General features: G+C 59.7%; 13 protein-coding genes. 3 read left to right on the top strand and 10 right to left on the bottom strand.

Annotated features, from left to right (window positions below; translation table 11 throughout):
* Nucleotides 1-96: 96 nt before the first annotated feature.
* The 7 genes from sigX to ppsA form a co-directional block, all read right to left on the bottom strand.
* Nucleotides 97-687, bottom strand: a complete 591-nt coding sequence (gene sigX / locus M0808_RS27010; RefSeq protein WP_011333251.1) for an RNA polymerase sigma factor SigX — start codon at nucleotides 685-687, stop codon at nucleotides 97-99.
* Between the two features lie 87 nt (nucleotides 688-774).
* The gene (locus M0808_RS27005; RefSeq protein ID WP_007916401.1) at nucleotides 775-1599 is read right to left on the bottom strand and encodes a mechanosensitive ion channel domain-containing protein; all 825 of its coding nucleotides are present in this window, start codon (nucleotides 1597-1599) and stop codon (nucleotides 775-777) included.
* A 2-nt stretch (nucleotides 1600-1601) separates the two neighbouring features.
* Nucleotides 1602-1850, bottom strand: coding sequence for a hypothetical protein (locus M0808_RS27000; protein WP_003223293.1), 249 nt, complete (start codon nucleotides 1848-1850; stop codon nucleotides 1602-1604).
* Between the two features lie 63 nt (nucleotides 1851-1913).
* Nucleotides 1914-2909, bottom strand: coding sequence for a zinc transporter ZntB (locus M0808_RS26995; RefSeq protein ID WP_027613291.1), 996 nt, complete (start codon nucleotides 2907-2909; stop codon nucleotides 1914-1916).
* A gap of 22 nt (nucleotides 2910-2931) precedes the next feature.
* On the bottom strand, nucleotides 2932-3423 hold the full coding sequence (gene rraA / locus M0808_RS26990) for a ribonuclease E activity regulator RraA (protein ID WP_047599043.1): 492 nt from the start codon (nucleotides 3421-3423) through the stop codon (nucleotides 2932-2934).
* Nucleotides 3424-3649: 226 nt separating this feature from the next.
* A complete protein-coding gene (locus M0808_RS26985) occupies nucleotides 3650-4639 on the bottom strand; it encodes an alpha/beta fold hydrolase (protein WP_027613293.1) in 990 nt (329 codons plus the stop codon).
* Between the two features lie 187 nt (nucleotides 4640-4826).
* On the bottom strand, nucleotides 4827-7202 hold the full coding sequence (gene ppsA, locus M0808_RS26980) for a phosphoenolpyruvate synthase (RefSeq protein ID WP_096797095.1): 2376 nt from the start codon (nucleotides 7200-7202) through the stop codon (nucleotides 4827-4829).
* Between the two features lie 174 nt (nucleotides 7203-7376).
* Between ppsA and M0808_RS26975 the strand changes: the two genes are divergently transcribed.
* A complete protein-coding gene (locus M0808_RS26975) occupies nucleotides 7377-8195 on the top strand; it encodes a pyruvate, water dikinase regulatory protein (protein WP_007960912.1) in 819 nt (272 codons plus the stop codon).
* 112 nt (nucleotides 8196-8307) lie between these two features.
* Here the strand turns inward: M0808_RS26975 and M0808_RS26970 are convergent, their stop codons facing one another.
* Nucleotides 8308-9717, bottom strand: coding sequence for a PLP-dependent aminotransferase family protein (locus M0808_RS26970; RefSeq protein WP_247843059.1), 1410 nt, complete (start codon nucleotides 9715-9717; stop codon nucleotides 8308-8310).
* 91 nt (nucleotides 9718-9808) lie between these two features.
* On the opposite strand from M0808_RS26970, the gene M0808_RS26965 reads away from it, so the two are divergent.
* Both M0808_RS26965 and M0808_RS26960 read left to right on the top strand, forming a co-directional pair.
* A complete protein-coding gene (locus M0808_RS26965; RefSeq protein ID WP_247843058.1) occupies nucleotides 9809-10729 on the top strand; it encodes an EamA family transporter in 921 nt (306 codons plus the stop codon).
* A gap of 66 nt (nucleotides 10730-10795) precedes the next feature.
* Nucleotides 10796-11530 carry an alanyl-tRNA editing protein gene (locus M0808_RS26960; RefSeq protein ID WP_247843057.1) on the top strand — a complete coding sequence of 245 codons (735 nt, stop codon included), beginning with the start codon at nucleotides 10796-10798 and terminating at the stop codon, nucleotides 11528-11530.
* Nucleotides 11531-11539: 9 nt separating this feature from the next.
* Here the strand turns inward: M0808_RS26960 and prpD are convergent, their stop codons facing one another.
* Together prpD and prpF are read right to left on the bottom strand one after the other, a co-directional pair.
* The gene (prpD, locus tag M0808_RS26955) at nucleotides 11540-13024 is read right to left on the bottom strand and encodes a 2-methylcitrate dehydratase (protein ID WP_247843056.1); all 1485 of its coding nucleotides are present in this window, start codon (nucleotides 13022-13024) and stop codon (nucleotides 11540-11542) included.
* A 681-nt stretch (nucleotides 13025-13705) separates the two neighbouring features.
* Entirely contained in the window at nucleotides 13706-14908 is a 1203-nt protein-coding gene (gene prpF / locus M0808_RS26950; RefSeq protein WP_247843055.1) for a 2-methylaconitate cis-trans isomerase PrpF, read from the bottom strand.
* Between the last annotated feature and the right edge of the window lie 17 nt (nucleotides 14909-14925).

Here is a 14925-nt window from a genome sequence, read left to right as displayed (position 1 = left end):
CCATCTGGTGATTGTGAAGCAGTCCCGCAAACCGGGGGACAACTCGGCGGCAAGTCTATCAGAACTTGCCTACACGTAAGAGATATTTGCGCTGAACTAAGTTTCAGCAATGCCTGCAAATTTCTCACGCAATTTGTCTAGAGCACGTTTGTACCGCATTTTTGTCGCACTCAAACCCATGTGCATGATGTCTGCGATCTCCTGAAACTCCAGCTCTGCGACAAATCGTAGCACCAGAATCTCACGGTCAATCGGGTTCACATACACCAGCCAGCGATCGAGTCCGCCCTTCTCCTCGGGTTTCGGCGCCTTTTCTTCCGACGCTTCTTCCAGCGGGTCCAGACTCAAGGCGTCCATCAAGCGACGCTTTCGCCGTTCCTTCCGATACTGCGTGATGCATTCGTTATACGTGATGCTGTAGAGCCAGGTTTTGAACTTCGATTTCCCCTCGAAGTTCTTCAGGCCGTACAGCACCTTAAGCATCACTTCCTGACAGACATCGTCTGCGTCGCGATCGTTCCCAAGATATCTCGCACAAACGTTAAATAATGTTCGCTGGTAACGCCGCATCAGCTCTTCATAGGCGCGCGTCACGTGAAACAGCTCGGTATGCGAGCGCGCGACCAACTCCTCATCAGAGAGCTCACGGGGGTCATAGCGCGTGGATAGCGTTTGGGCTTTATTCAAAACAAGTCGTGCCGACAGTCAGGTCAATGTCCGCCGCACCCCTCTCAGGGCATTTTGCGGCGGCATACATTAGCAGGGTTTGCCGGGTTAGCGGCTACTCACATGCTGTTCCAGCAGGATCCGATTGGAGAGTGAGACTAGCTCACCCTCATCGGTCAGCAATGTGGTTTTAACCGTGCCGATCTCTTCGATCTGGCCTTCGACCTCGCCAACACGCACTTGTTGCCCAACCTGATACAACTCACGCACATAGATTCCCGCAAGAATCTGACCGGCAATTTCCCGGCTTCCCAAACCCATGGCCAGCGCAACGGCCAGACCAACGGTAATCAATACGATGACAATCACATGGTTCAGCAGGTCAGTCTTTACCTCGAGCTGGCTGATCGCGACCGAGATACTGATGATGATCACCAGCCCCTGGGCGATTCGGCCCAAACCCGAAGCGTAGTCCAGCCCTACGCCTTCTGCCGCTCCGCGCACCAGGCCGTTGGCCAATTGCGCGAGCAAAACACCGACCAGCAACACCAGCGCGGCGCCGAAAACCTTCGGCAAATACAACGCCAGCATGTCCAGCGTAGCTGAAACTCGCTCAAGTCCAAGGGACTCTGCCGCAGAAACCAGAAAAATCAGCAGAACGAACCAATAAACGATCTTGCCGATCAAGGTCGAGATCGGCACTTGCAGGCCGGCCCGCGACATCAACTTGGTCAGACCGGTGCCGCCCATCAGGCGATCAAGGCCCAGTTTGGCGAGCAATTTGGACAGCAAGGTATCGAGCAGCTTGGCCACCACGAAACCCAACAGCAGCACCACCAGTGCGCCGAACAGGTTCGGGATGAAGTTGGCGACTTTGGTCCACAACGCAGTCATTGCAGTGACGAGGCTCTGAGTCCAGAGATCAAGTTCCATATTCAATCAGCCTTATCAGCAGTGCGTGCAGTAGTTTTACGAAGACGGGAAACCGGCGAGACGTGGGCCGATCCGTTATTCAGGGCGATCATCAGCGCGGGCAGCCAGCGGCCCAGCAGGCTGAACAGATCACCGGCGCCCACCTGGCGGTTGGCGGTTTTGAGTACGCGACCCAGGCATGCGTCGTCGTCACGGCTGGACGGCGAGGCGTTGAGCATGTCGCGCAAAGACTGTTCAAACGGATCGTGCATACGCACCTCTCGTGATGTCTGTGAAAGACGCGGGCAAATTTGGTCGGGTCACATGTTGCATCTTCACACCCAGCGCAAACGGCGGAACAACCACCATTGACCGAAGGCCATCGCCAGCACCGTCAGACAGGCAATCAGGAAACCATAAGGGCTGCTCGAGAACGGAATGCCGCCCACATTGATGCCCAGCAGGCCGGTGAGAAAACTCATCGGCAAAAAGATGCAGGTGATGATGCCGAAGCGGTACATCGTGCGATTCATGCGCACGTTCAAACGCCGGTCTTCGGCCTCCAGCACAAGCCCCATGCGCTCTCGGGTCAATTCCAGCTCTTCGAGATAGCGCGTCAGGCTGTTGTTCAATTCGTTCCAGTAGTCAGCGTCATCGTCGACAAACCACGGCAGTTTTATCCGGGTCAGTTGTCCGAAAATATCCCGCTGCGGTGCCAGAAAACGCTTCAGTCCGGCCGCCCGGCGGCGGATGTGCAAAATAGAGCCATGCTCGGGGGTATACCGTTCGTCGGCATCCAGTTTTTCTTCCTCTTCATCGACCAGTTCCGACAGGCAGGTGACCAGATCCTGCACCTTGTTGGTGAGGAATTGCGCCAGATACAGGATCAGTTCAGATGAGGTTTTCGGGCCTTTGCCTTCGCTTAGCAGCGCCAGCAGCTCATCGGTGGCACGCAGCGGACGCAAACGCAGCGAGATGACCCGTTGCGCCGACGCGAAAATCCGCACCGAGACCATGTCTTCCGGCTCGGCGCCGGGGTTGAGGTTGACCCCGCGCAGAAACAGCAGAAGTTCGGCATCCGGCAACGGCAACAGGCGTGGCCGGGTGTTCTCTTCCAGCAGCAGGTCGCAGGCAAATTCATTCAGGCCGCTGGATTTGCGCAGCCAGGTCTGGGTTTGCGGATGGCTGCGATCCCAATGCAGCCACAGGCTCTCATGGGCCTGCAGTTGCAGATCGTCGAGCTCAGTCCGGGCAATCGAACGCGCACCGCCTTTACCGTCCAGCACCAGGGCATGCACCAGCCCCCACTGCGCGTTTTCTTCCTCGAACATCCGCATCCCTTTGTCGAAAAACTTATTCAGGCATCTGCAGCGGACTTGGCGAAACGATCACGCCGTTGTTGTCCGCATAGATGTAGTGGCCCGGGTGGAACGTCACGCCGGCGAAAGTCACCGGTACGTTGAGATCGCCGATACCGCGCTTTTCGGTTTTCATCGGATGGCTGGCCAACGCCTGAACGCCGAGATCGGTCTGGGCAATAACGTCGACGTCACGGATACAACCGTAGATGACCAGCCCTTCCCAGCCGTTTTTCGCGGCTTTCTCGGCGATCATATCGCCCAGCAGCGCGCGACGCAGCGAGCCGCCGCCATCGACCACCAGCACCTTGCCGTTACCCTTGAGTTCGGCTTGCTCTTTGACCAGCGAGTTATCTTCGAAACATTTGATGGTCACGATTTCGCCGCCGAAGGAATCACGGCCGCCGAAATTGCTGAACATCGGTTCCAGCACCTGCACCAGCTCCGGATAGGCGTCGCACAGGTCAGGCGTGAGGTAATGGTTCATCGAAAAACTCCTGTAAAAAGGAAGACGATCAAGGATGTCGCACTCTTTTGAAACGAGTCCCGGCGGTCGCTGTTTACCTTAGTTCATGCAATGGTCGCTGAACGAACCTGAACAAACGCTGAAACGTAATAGCTAAACAGCCACCAAATATGACCAGAACCGCACAATGCGTCATATCTTAGCCGCAAGCCGACCTGAACGAAATGCCCTTTTCAGAGCCTCGGACTCAGACCGCAGCGGCAAGATCCGGCTTATCGCCGAGCAACGGCGTCTGCTGATCGTTCAACCAGCGTGCCACCAGTGGCCAGACCTCGGCCTGTGCCGCCTTGCTCACCAACATCTCGACATGCCCGAAGTTGTCGCTGAAACCCTGCTCGCGCCCCAGATTGACGAACTGTTTGTGCTCGGAGCCGATCTGCTCGAACAGTTTGCGACAGGCCCATGCCGGATCCTGATGATCGCCCGCCGCAGTCACTGCCAGCACCGGCACCTGAACCTCGGCCAGGCCGGCCCACCAGTCCTTGTCCTTGTCGCCAAAACGCCCGAACAAGCCATACCAGCGCATGCTTTCCAGCGCCAGCCCGATCGGCTCGTCTTCCGGGCCGCGCTTGAGGCGTGAGCCGGACAACTGCGCGAAACGCTTGAGAATGAAGCGCCCGCTCCACTCCACCGGTGGAATCTTCAGCGGCCAGTACGTGCGGCTGACCTGCGTGCCGAAAAACGCCGCCGAGGCCACGGCCGGCTCGCCGAGGTATTCGCCACCCAGCGCCGCCGCCAGCGTGATGCCGCCCAGCGAATGGCCGATCCAGTGCGGCACCTGCCCGCTCTGCTCGCGGACGAACGCGGCAATCGCCGGCAGATCGTAACGGGCGTAGTCAGCCACGCGGTTGCGCCGGTAGTCCTCGTTGCGCTGCGACAAGCCGTGACCGCGCATCTCCGGGATCCACACGTCGAAGCCCAGACGGGTCAGGTACGCACCCAACCCGAGGCCCTTGGGGGAAAACCAGAAGCGCCGATTGGAAAAACTGCCGTGCAACAAAATCACCGGCACGCCGCGTGGTGTCGTGTCGTCGGCCATGCCCAAGCGGGTCACGGCGATTTCCACGGACCAGTCGGGACTGTTGCCGGGTTTGAGTCGATACACATCTTCGCTCAGATCACCGCGACGTTCGGCGCTGATCAGGGCGACAGGAAACAGGTTGCTGCTGCTTTGCATAATGCTCTTGCACAAAAAAGGGCGGCATCTACAGGAGCCCGCCCTACTTCAATCTCAAAGCCCCCGACCTTTGTGGGAGCGGGCTTGCTCGCGAAAGCGGTGTATCAGCCAACATTTGTGGCGGATCTCATTCCGTCTTCGCGAGCAAGCCCGCTCCCACAGGGGAGGATGGCCGTTCACATATGGATCAAGCCTGGGCCTGACCTTCCGCGAGGAAGAACCAGGTTTCCAGTACGGAATCCGGGTTCAGCGACACGCTTTCGATGCCCTGCTCCATCAGCCATTTGGCCAGATCCGGGTGGTCCGAAGGGCCCTGGCCGCAGATTCCGATGTACTTGCCGGCCTTGTTGCAAGCGGCAATCGCGTTGGCCAGCAGCTTCTTCACCGCTGGATTACGCTCGTCGAACAGGTGCGCGATGATCCCGGAGTCACGGTCCAGGCCCAGTGTCAGCTGAGTCAGGTCGTTGGAACCGATCGAGAAACCGTCGAAGAACTCGAGGAATTCTTCAGCCAGGATCGCGTTGGATGGCAGTTCGCACATCATGATCACGCGCAGGCCGTTGTCGCCACGGGCCAGGCCGTTTTCGGCGAGCAGATCGACTACCTGACTGGCTTCGCCGAGGGTACGAACGAACGGCACCATGATTTCGACGTTGGTCAGGCCCATCTCGTTGCGCACGCGTTTCAACGCGCGGCATTCGAGTTCGAAGCAGTCACGGAACGATTCGCTGATGTAACGCGAAGCGCCACGGAAGCCGAGCATCGGGTTTTCTTCTTCCGGCTCGTACAGCTTGCCGCCGATCAGGTTGGCATATTCGTTGGACTTGAAGTCCGACAGACGCACGATAACCTTCTTCGGCCAGAACGCAGCAGCGAGGGTGCTGATGCCTTCCACCAGTTTTTCGACGTAGAAACCGACCGGATCGTTGTAACCGGCGATGCGCTTGTCGACGCTGTCCTTGATTTCCTGCGGCAGGCCGTCGTAGTTCAGCAGCGCTTTCGGGTGCACGCCGATCATGCGGTTGATGATGAATTCCAGACGGGCCAGGCCCACACCGGCGTTCGGCAGCTGCGCAAAATCGAAGGCGCGGTCCGGGTTGCCGACGTTCATCATGATCTTGAACGGCAACTCCGGCATGGCGTCCACGGAGTTCTTCTTGACGTCGAAGCCCAGCTCGCCTTCGAAGATGTAACCGGTGTCGCCTTCGGCGCAGGACACGGTCACACCCTGACCATCCTTCAGCAGTTGGGTGGCGTTGCCGCAACCCACGACCGCTGGAATCCCCAGTTCACGGGCGATGATCGCCGCGTGGCAGGTACGGCCGCCACGGTTGGTGACGATGGCGCTGGCGCGCTTCATCACCGGCTCCCAGTCCGGGTCGGTCATGTCGGAGACCAGCACGTCGCCGGCCTGGACTTTGTCCATTTCCGAGACATCCTTGATGATCCGCACTTTACCGGCGCCGATGCGCTGGCCGATGGCACGACCTTCCACCAGCACGGTGCCGGTTTCTTTCAACAGGTAACGTTCCATGACGTTGGCCTGGGTGCGGCTTTTCACGGTTTCCGGACGGGCCTGCACGATGTACAGCTTGCCGTCGTCACCGTCCTTGGCCCACTCGATGTCCATCGGGCAGCCGTAGTGCTTCTCGATGATCATCGCCTGCTTGGCGAGCTCGCTGACTTCAGCATCGGTCAGGCAGAAACGCGCGCGTTCGGCCTTGTCGACATCGACGGTCTTCACCGAACGACCGGCCTTGGCCTCGTCGCCGTAGATCATCTTGATCGCCTTGCTGCCGAGGTTGCGGCGCAGAATTGCCGGACGACCAGCCTCCAGCGTGCCTTTGTGTACATAGAATTCGTCGGGGTTGACCGCGCCTTGAACAACGGTTTCGCCCAGACCGTAGGCGCCGGTGATGAACACCACGTCACGGAAACCGGATTCGGTATCGAGGGTGAACATCACGCCGGCGGTACCGGTTTCCGAACGCACCATGCGCTGCACGCCAGCCGACAGGGCGACCAGTTTGTGGTCGAAGCCCTGGTGCACGCGGTAGGAAATCGCCCGGTCGTTGAACAGCGAAGCGAACACCTCTTTGGCGGCGCGGATAACGTTTTCCACACCACGGATGTTCAGGAAGGTTTCCTGCTGACCGGCGAACGAGGCGTCCGGCAAGTCTTCGGCGGTGGCGGAAGAACGCACGGCCACGGCCACGTCAGGGTTACCGGCCGACAGCGCGGCGAACGCGGTGCGGATCTCGGTATTGAGTTTTTCAGGGAATTCGGCGTCCATGATCCATTGACGGATCTGCGCACCGGTCTTGGCCAGCGCATTGACGTCATCGACGTCCAGGGCGTCGAGAGCCTTGTGGATCTGGTCGTTGAGGCCGCTCAGTTCGAGAAAGTCGCGATAGGCCTGCGCGGTGGTGGCAAAGCCGCCGGGGACCGACACACCGGCACCCGCCAGGTTGCTGATCATCTCGCCCAGGGATGCGTTCTTGCCCCCCACATGCTCAACATCGTGTTTGCCGAGCTTATCGAGGGAAACTACGTACTCTACCAAGGTGATCTCTCCACTAACTGTGTTGGAAAAGCTCAGAAACCGGCGGCTCGGGGGAGCGTGGGCCGGCTGTATGGCCTGGACCTGGAAAATAAGTGAGAATGCGGGCCAATGGCGGCCGGCAAATCGCGCCTATCATATCCAGAAATACTCTTTAGCTTAAGGCCCAAGGTGCAAATGAAACGATCTGCTTTCTTTATCTCCGATGGCACCGGCATTACCGCCGAAACCCTGGGTCAAAGCCTTCTGGCGCAGTTCGAAAACATTACCTTCACCAAGCTCACGCGGCCGTATATCGACAACGCGGACAAAGCGCGGGCCATGGTACAACAAATCAACAAAGCCGCCGAAACCGACGGCTTCCGTCCGATCATCTTCGACACCATCGTCAATCAGGACATCCGTGAGATTCTCGCAACCTCCAATGGTTTCATGATCGACATTTTCTCGACGTTCCTCGCCCCGCTCGAACAGGAACTGACCGAGCATTCTTCCTACACCGTCGGCAAGTCCCACTCGATCGGGCATAACTCCAATTACATGGAGCGCATCGAGGCGGTGAACTTCGCCCTCGACAACGACGACGGCGCGCGCACCCACTATTACGACAAGGCCGACCTGATACTAGTGGGCGTGTCGCGTTGTGGTAAGACGCCGACGTGTCTGTACATGGCAATGCAATTCGGTATCCGCGCGGCCAACTACCCGCTGACCGAAGACGACATGGAGCGCCTGACCCTGCCGACCGCCCTGCGCGCCCATCAGCACAAGTTGTTCGGCCTGACCATCGACCCGGACCGCCTCACCGCGATCCGTAACGAGCGCAAGCCCAACAGCCGTTATTCGAGCTACGCCCAGTGCGAATTCGAAGTGCGCGAAGTGGAAAACCTGTTCCGCCGCGAGAACATCCCGCACATCAACTCCACGCATTTTTCGGTGGAAGAGATTTCGGCGAAGATTCTGGTGGAGAAAGGCGTGGAGCGGCGGTTCAAATAGATTTGTGGCGTCTGTTCCGACGCCTTCGAGCAAGCCCGCGCCCACAGGTTGATCGAGCTCCTCCAGTTGGAATGCAATCGCATGTGGGAGCGGGCTTGCTCGCGAAGAACGATTACACGATTTCCGTTAATGCCCGCGCCAGAGCCTCGAACCCTCCCAGCAGCAACCGATCATCTCCCACCGCATTGCATACACTCGCGCGAATGAACTGCGGCACCGCCGCATGCCCGACCGCAAAGGCCTCGGCGGTGGCCACCAGGTAGTTGTTTTCCTTCAGCTCCGCAGCAATCTGCGAGGCGCGCCACAGCTCCGGCACCTCAATCCAGAAGTGCGGGCTATGCGCATCCGCCTTGTAATTGAGCCCCGCCAACACCGGTGCGACCAGCGCCTTGCGCCGGCCGATTTCGCTGATCTGCTCATCCAGCAAACGCTCGGCCATGCCGTTGTCGATCCAGCGGCTCGCCAACTCCATCGCCAGCGGATTAGCCATCCAGCAGGTGCCGCGAATAGCCGCACTCAGGCGCCCGATCAGCGCTTGCGGTGCATGCAGATAACCGACCCGCAGACCGGCTGAAACGGCCTTGCTCAGACTGCCGATCAACACCGCGCGCTCGGCGGCGAAATGGCTCAGCGGCAACGGTCGCTGGCGGGCCAGCACCGCATGTGCGTCGTCCTCGAAAATCAGCAGATTGTGTTGGCGACAGATGTCGGCAATCGCTTCGCGCCGCGGCACCGACATGACTGCTGCCGTCGGGTTCTGAATCGTCGGCGTGCAGTACAGCGCCGAGACACGGTGCTGCCGGCAGATGTCGTCCAGCGCTGCCGGCAGCAGCCCTTCGTCATCCATTGCGACACCGATGAGTTTGATCCCCAACTGGCGCGCGACGCTGATCAGGCCTGGATAGGTCAGATGCTCGGTAACCAGCGTATCGCCGGCCTTGAGCAGGCCCATCAAGGCGCACAGCAAGCCATGCTGGCCGCCATTGACGCACAACACCTGATCGGCGTGCGGCTGAAACGCGCCATGACTCAACCAGCGCGCCCCCGCCTGCCGATGCCGCAGCAAACCGCTTTCGACGGTGTAACCGGCCAACTGCTGCAAGCCGCGCGGATCACTGGCGAGGCTGTGCAGGGTCTGGCTCATGAATGCCGCTTCCTGCCCAGGGATCGGCTGATTGCGGCTCATGTCGAAACAGGCGCGCGGCTCATCGCTGACATTGCGAAAACCCTTGTCCTGCGGCCGCTCCATCCCGCGCTCACGCACATACGTGCCATCGCCGACCCGGGCCACCACCAGACCGACCCGCTCCAGTTCGCCATAGGCGCGACTGATGGTGCCGATGGTCACACCCAGGCTATCGGCCAACAGCCGGTGCGGCGGCAATTTCGCTCCCGCCGCAATCACGCCTTCAGCGATGGCCTGCTGCACCGCATCCGCCAGGCGCTTGTACTTCACCCCCACCCCGTTGGCGAGGCCGTCGCGGAGGATTGACACCATGGCAATACTTACTTTGACAGTCATTGTCGCCCCGAATAGCGTGCTGAAAACAGGTTCAATCAGGGATAGCCCTTTTCAACAACCGGGTCAATTCCTTTGCTGCGGAGCACCAAGCATGTCGACTGCCATCAGCGCACCGCTGAACATCAGCAAACCCTGGCTCGCCGGATTGCTCACCAGCACCTTGTTTCTGATCGTCTGCCTGAGCTGGGGCACTACGTGGCTGGGGATCAAGATTGCCGTGGAAAGCGTGCCGCCACTGACCGCCGCGGGCCTGCGCTTTCTGATCGCCTTTCCGCTGTTCCTGAGCTTCGCCGCACTGCGCAGGGAACCGCTGCTGTTCCCGCGACAGAGCCGCTGGTTTTTCGTGTTCGTCACGCTGTCGTACTTCAGCCTGCCGTACTACCTGCTCAACTACGGCGAGATGCACGTTTCTTCCGGTCTGACAGCGCTGCTGTTCAGTTGCATGCCGGTGTTTATCCTGATGTTTTCCGCGCTGTTCCTGCGCGAGAAAATCCTCCCCACACAGATGCTCGGTATCGCCATCGGTTTCGCCAGTCTGTTCATGATCATTCGCAGCCAGGGCCTGCATCTGGATCAGGCGGAATGGCTCGGCGTATTGGCGATTCTGTGCGCGGCGATCCTGCATGCGCTGTGTTACGTGGTGACTAAAAAGCACGGCAGCGCGATCAGCGTGATCACCTACAACACCCTGCCGATCGGCATCGCCGGGCTGATGTTATTTATTGTCGGCTTGAACGTGGAAGCACCGGTATTCAAGGACGTGACCGCGCGCTCATGGGGCGCTCTGCTGTACCTCGGACTGGTGGCGTCAGTGGGCGGCTTTATCGTGTATTTCATCCTGCTCAAACGCCTGAGCCCGGTGCTGTTGTCGTTCGTGTTCATTATCTTCCCGGTATTCGCCCTGCTCATCGGCGCCTGGTACGAAGGCACGCCGATCTCGCGAGACCTGATGCTGTACTCGGCAATCCTTCTCGCCGGTTTCGCGATCACCAAGCTACCGCTCAAACGCTGAAAGCCCACGACCCGACGTGAGCACAAGGGCTCACACACCACTCAACTTTGAACATCGGAGGTTCAAATGTCGGTACACACCATGGAAACCCTCAGCCTGTTTAACAGCGAACCCTACCGGCGCGCCTTTGGTGCCCGAGTCATCGCAGTGGTCGATCAGGCCGTCGTGCTGGAACACACCCTTTTCTACCCAACCGGTGGCGGGCAGCCGGGTGACACCGGGCATTTCAGTCTGGTGGATGGTACGCGGATCGAAGTCACCGGGACGGTGCGCGATCCCCTGCTGCCGTCGATCATCTGGCATCAGGTGCAGGAGTGTCCGCCGCAGTTGTGTACCGGCGCATTGGTCAACGCCAGTCTCGACTGGGAGCGGCGCTATCAGCACATGAAGATGCATACCTGCCTGCATCTGCTCGGTGCGCTGATCAATGCGCCAGTCACCGGGTGCAGCATCAGCGCCGACAAGGGCCGACTGGATTTCGATCTGCCGGAAATGACCCTCGACAAGGACAGCATCACCCGCGACCTCAACGCGCTGATCGAACAGGCCTGCACGGTCAATACCCTGTCGATGCCGGCCGCCGAGTACCCCGCCTTGCTGGAGAGGACGGGCAACAAGACGGTCAAGCCGCCCGTCATTCAGGGTGACTTGCGCATGGTCGAGGTCAGCGGCGTCGACATCCAGCCCTGCGGCGGCACCCACGTGCACAACACCCGGGAAATCGGCCGGGTGTATTGCGAAAAGATCGAGAAGAAGAGCAGTACCCACCGGCGCGTGATCCTGCGTTTTGAAAAAGCCTGAATGACCGGTCTAAATCACCAACAGATCGACGAAGCGATTGACCGGCGTGGCTTCGAGCGCTTGCTGATCCTTGCACAGGGTGAAGATCTCGTTGCTGCGCTGGCCGGTGAAACGCGTCGCCAGGTTGGCCTTGAACTTGTCCTCCAGCAACGGGATGCCATCGGCGCGGCGGCGACGGTGGCCGATCGGGTATTCCACCACCACGTTCTCGGTGCTCGACCCGTCCTTGAAAAACACCTGCACCGCGTTGGCAATCGAGCGCTTGTCGGCCTCCAGATACTCGCGGGTGAAACGCGGGTCTTCGACGATGACCATCTTCTCGCGCAGCACATCGATGATCGGGTGCGCGGCGTGGAAATCGTCCTCGTATTGCTCGGCCAGCAGATTGCCGAATGCCAGCGGCACGGCGGTCATGTACTGGAGGCAGTGGTCGCGATCCGCCGCGTTGGCCAGCGGCCCGACCTTGGAAATGATGCGAATCGCCGACTCATGGGTGGTGATGACGATGCGGTCGATTTCATGCAAGCGGTTGCGCACCAACGGATGCAAGGTCACCGCCGCTTCGCAGGCTGTTTGCGCATGGAATTCGGCGGGGAAGCTGATCTTGAACAGCACGTTTTCCATCACGTAACTGCCGTAGGGCCGCGAGAAACTGAAGGTGCATTTGCCTTCGGGCTTGAGCGCCAGATCATTGTTGGTGTGGCTGAAAGACACGTCATAGAAGCCCCACTGTTTGGCCGTCAACACCCCGGGAATACCCATCTCGCCACGCAGGGCGATGTCGGCCAGACGCACGCCACGACTGGTCGCATCCCCCGCCGCCCATGACTTGCGCGATCCGGCGTTCGGCGCATGGCGATAGGTGCGCAGCGCCTGACCGTCGGCAAACGCATGGGACAACGCCGACAGCAGTTGCTCGCGATTGGCCCCCATCAGTTTGGCGGTGACGGCGGTCGAAGCGACTTTCACCAGCAGCACGTGGTCTAGGCCGACGCGGTTGAACGAGTTTTCCAGAGCGATCACGCCTTGGATCTCGTGGGCCATGATCATCGCTTCAAGTACATCGCGAATCGTCAGCGGCTTCTCACCATTGGCAACGCGTTTTTGCGACAGGTGATCGGCCACCGCGAGAATTCCGCCGAGGTTGTCCGACGGATGCCCCCACTCGGCGGCGAGCCAGGTGTCGTTGTAATCGAGCCAGCGCACGACGCAGCCGATGTCCCACGCGGCTTTCACCGGGTCGAGGCGATAGGAAGTGCCCGGCACTCGCGCCCCGAACGGCACCACGGTGCCTTCGACGAGTGGGCCAAGGTGTTTGGTGCACTCGGGAAAACGCAACGCCAGCAAGCCACAACCGAGAGTGTCCATCAGACAGTTGCGGGCGGTGTCGAGGGCTTCGGCAGATTCGACGTTGAAGGTGAGGACGTAATCGGCGATGTCCTGCAGGACACGGTCGTAGTCGGGGCGGTTGTTCTGGTCGACGTTGGCGCTCATTGCGGTTCTCCTGGTGGGGAATGATGAGTGGGGTGGTCTTCCTCAGGGGCTGGTTGGTTTTTTGTTTAGAGCAGATCGTGGTGTCTGCTTTGTGATGTTTCGTCAGTGGATTGTTTCCCTCACCCTAGCCCTCTCCCGGAGGGAGAGGGAACCGACCGGGTGATATTCAACACATACGTCGACCTGAAAGCTCTTCCGTGAATCCATAATCGCCAAGATGCTTCAGGTCGCAGGACATCCAATTACAACTCGGTCTGCTCCCTCTCCCTCCGGGAGAGGCTAGGGTGATATTCAACACATACGTCGACCTGAAAGCTCTCCCGTGAATCCATAATCGCCAAGATGCTTCAGGTCGCAGGACATCCAATTACAACTCGGTCTGCTCCCTCTCCCTCCGGGAGAGGGCTAGGGTGATATTCAACACTTACGTCGACCTGAAAGCTCTTCCGTGAATCCATAATCGCCAAGATGCTTCAGGTCGCAGGACATCCAATTACAACTCGGCCTGCTCCCTCTCCCTCCGGGAGAGGCTAGGGTGATATTCAACACATACGTCGACCTGAAAGCTCTCCCGTGAATCCATAATCGCCAAGATGCTTCAGGTCGCAGGACATCCAATTACAACTCGGTCTGCTCCCTCTCCCTCCGGGAGAGGGCTGGGGTGAGGGCATCGATACTGGATCAGAAAGAGTCGCCAGGGATACGGACGAAACCTTCCATGAGGACGCGCGCACTGCGGCTCATGATGGCCTTTTTCACTACCCACTCACCGTTTTCCAGACTCGCCTCGGCGCCTACGCGCAGCGTCCCGGACGGATGGCCGAAGCGCACAGCATTGCGCTCGACACCGCCCGCCGCGAGATTCACCAGAGTCCCGGAAATCGCCGCCGCCGTGCCGATTGCCACCGCCGCCGTACCCATCATCGCGTGGTGCAACTTGCCCATCGACAACGCACGCACCAGCAGATCCACATCAGCGGCGGCAATCGCCTTGCCGCTGGACGCCACGTAATCCGCAGGCTTGGCGACGAACGCGACTTTCGGCGTGTGCTGTCGCTTGGCCGCTTCGTCCAGATTGGAAATCAGGCCCATGCGCAATGCACCGTAGGCGCGGATGGTTTCGAACATCTGCAGGGCTTGCGGGTCGCTGTTGATCGCGCTTTGCAGCTCGGTGCCGGTGTAGCCGATGTCTGCGGCGTTGACGAAAATCGTCGGGATCCCGGCGTTGATCATGGTCGCCTGGAACGTGCCGACACCCGGCACCTCAAGCTGATCGATCAGGTTGCCGGTGGGGAACATCGAACCGCCGCCGCCCTCTTCTTCCGCCGCCGGGTCCATGAATTCGACCTGCACTTCGGCGGCCGGAAAGGTCACGCCGTCGAGTTCGAAATCACCGGTTTCCTGCACTTCGCCGTTGGTGATCGGCACGTGGGCGATGATGGTCTTGCCGATGTTGGCCTGCCACACGCGCACCACCGCCACGCCGTTGTGCGGAATGCGGCTGGCCTCCACCAGACCGTTGCTGATGGCGAACGAACCGACCGCTGCCGAGAGGTTGCCGCAATTACCGCTCCAGTCGACGAACGGCTTGTCGATGGAGACCTGACCGAACAGATAATCGACGTCGTGATCGGCCTTGCTGCTTTTCGACAGGATCACGGTTTTGCTGGTGCTCGAGGTGGCACCGCCCATGCCGTCGATCTGCTTGTCGTACGGGTCGGGGCTGCCGATCACCCGCAGCAGCAAAGCATCGCGGGCGGGGCCGGGAACCTGCGCGGCTTCGGGCAGATCCTTGAGGCTGAAGAACACGCCTTTGCTGGTACCGCCGCGCATGTAGGTGGCGGGGATTTTGATCTGCGGTGCGAAATTAGCTGCGTGAGCCATGATGCTCCTTAACCACA

The sequence above is a fragment of the Pseudomonas sp. MWU12-3103b genome (assembly GCF_023100615.1).
Classification (GTDB): domain Bacteria; phylum Pseudomonadota; class Gammaproteobacteria; order Pseudomonadales; family Pseudomonadaceae; genus Aquipseudomonas; species Aquipseudomonas putida_A.
The sequence above is the reverse complement of the archived record's forward strand: the minus strand, read 5'-3'. Positions and strand labels throughout refer to the sequence as shown.

Bases quoted from the DNA above. Each gene is read 5' to 3' on its own strand.
- M0808_RS27005 (WP_007916401.1), bottom strand. From the start codon at position 1,599: ATGGAACTTGATCTCTGGACTCAGAGCCTCGTCACTGCAATGACTGCG.
- M0808_RS27000 (WP_003223293.1), bottom strand. From the start codon at position 1,850: ATGCACGATCCGTTTGAACAGTCTTTGCGCGACATGCTCAACGCCTCG.
- M0808_RS26995 (WP_027613291.1), bottom strand. From the start codon at position 2,909: ATGTTCGAGGAAGAAAACGCGCAGTGGGGGCTGGTGCATGCCCTGGTG.
- rraA (WP_047599043.1), bottom strand. From the start codon at position 3,423: ATGAACCATTACCTCACGCCTGACCTGTGCGACGCCTATCCGGAGCTG.
- M0808_RS26985 (WP_027613293.1), bottom strand. From the start codon at position 4,639: ATGCAAAGCAGCAGCAACCTGTTTCCTGTCGCCCTGATCAGCGCCGAA.
- M0808_RS26975 (WP_007960912.1), top strand. From the start codon at position 7,377: ATGAAACGATCTGCTTTCTTTATCTCCGATGGCACCGGCATTACCGCC.
- M0808_RS26970 (WP_247843059.1), bottom strand. From the start codon at position 9,717: ATGACTGTCAAAGTAAGTATTGCCATGGTGTCAATCCTCCGCGACGGC.
- M0808_RS26965 (WP_247843058.1), top strand. From the start codon at position 9,809: ATGTCGACTGCCATCAGCGCACCGCTGAACATCAGCAAACCCTGGCTC.
- M0808_RS26960 (WP_247843057.1), top strand. From the start codon at position 10,796: ATGTCGGTACACACCATGGAAACCCTCAGCCTGTTTAACAGCGAACCC.
- prpD (WP_247843056.1), bottom strand. From the start codon at position 13,024: ATGAGCGCCAACGTCGACCAGAACAACCGCCCCGACTACGACCGTGTC.
- prpF (WP_247843055.1), bottom strand. From the start codon at position 14,908: ATGGCTCACGCAGCTAATTTCGCACCGCAGATCAAAATCCCCGCCACC.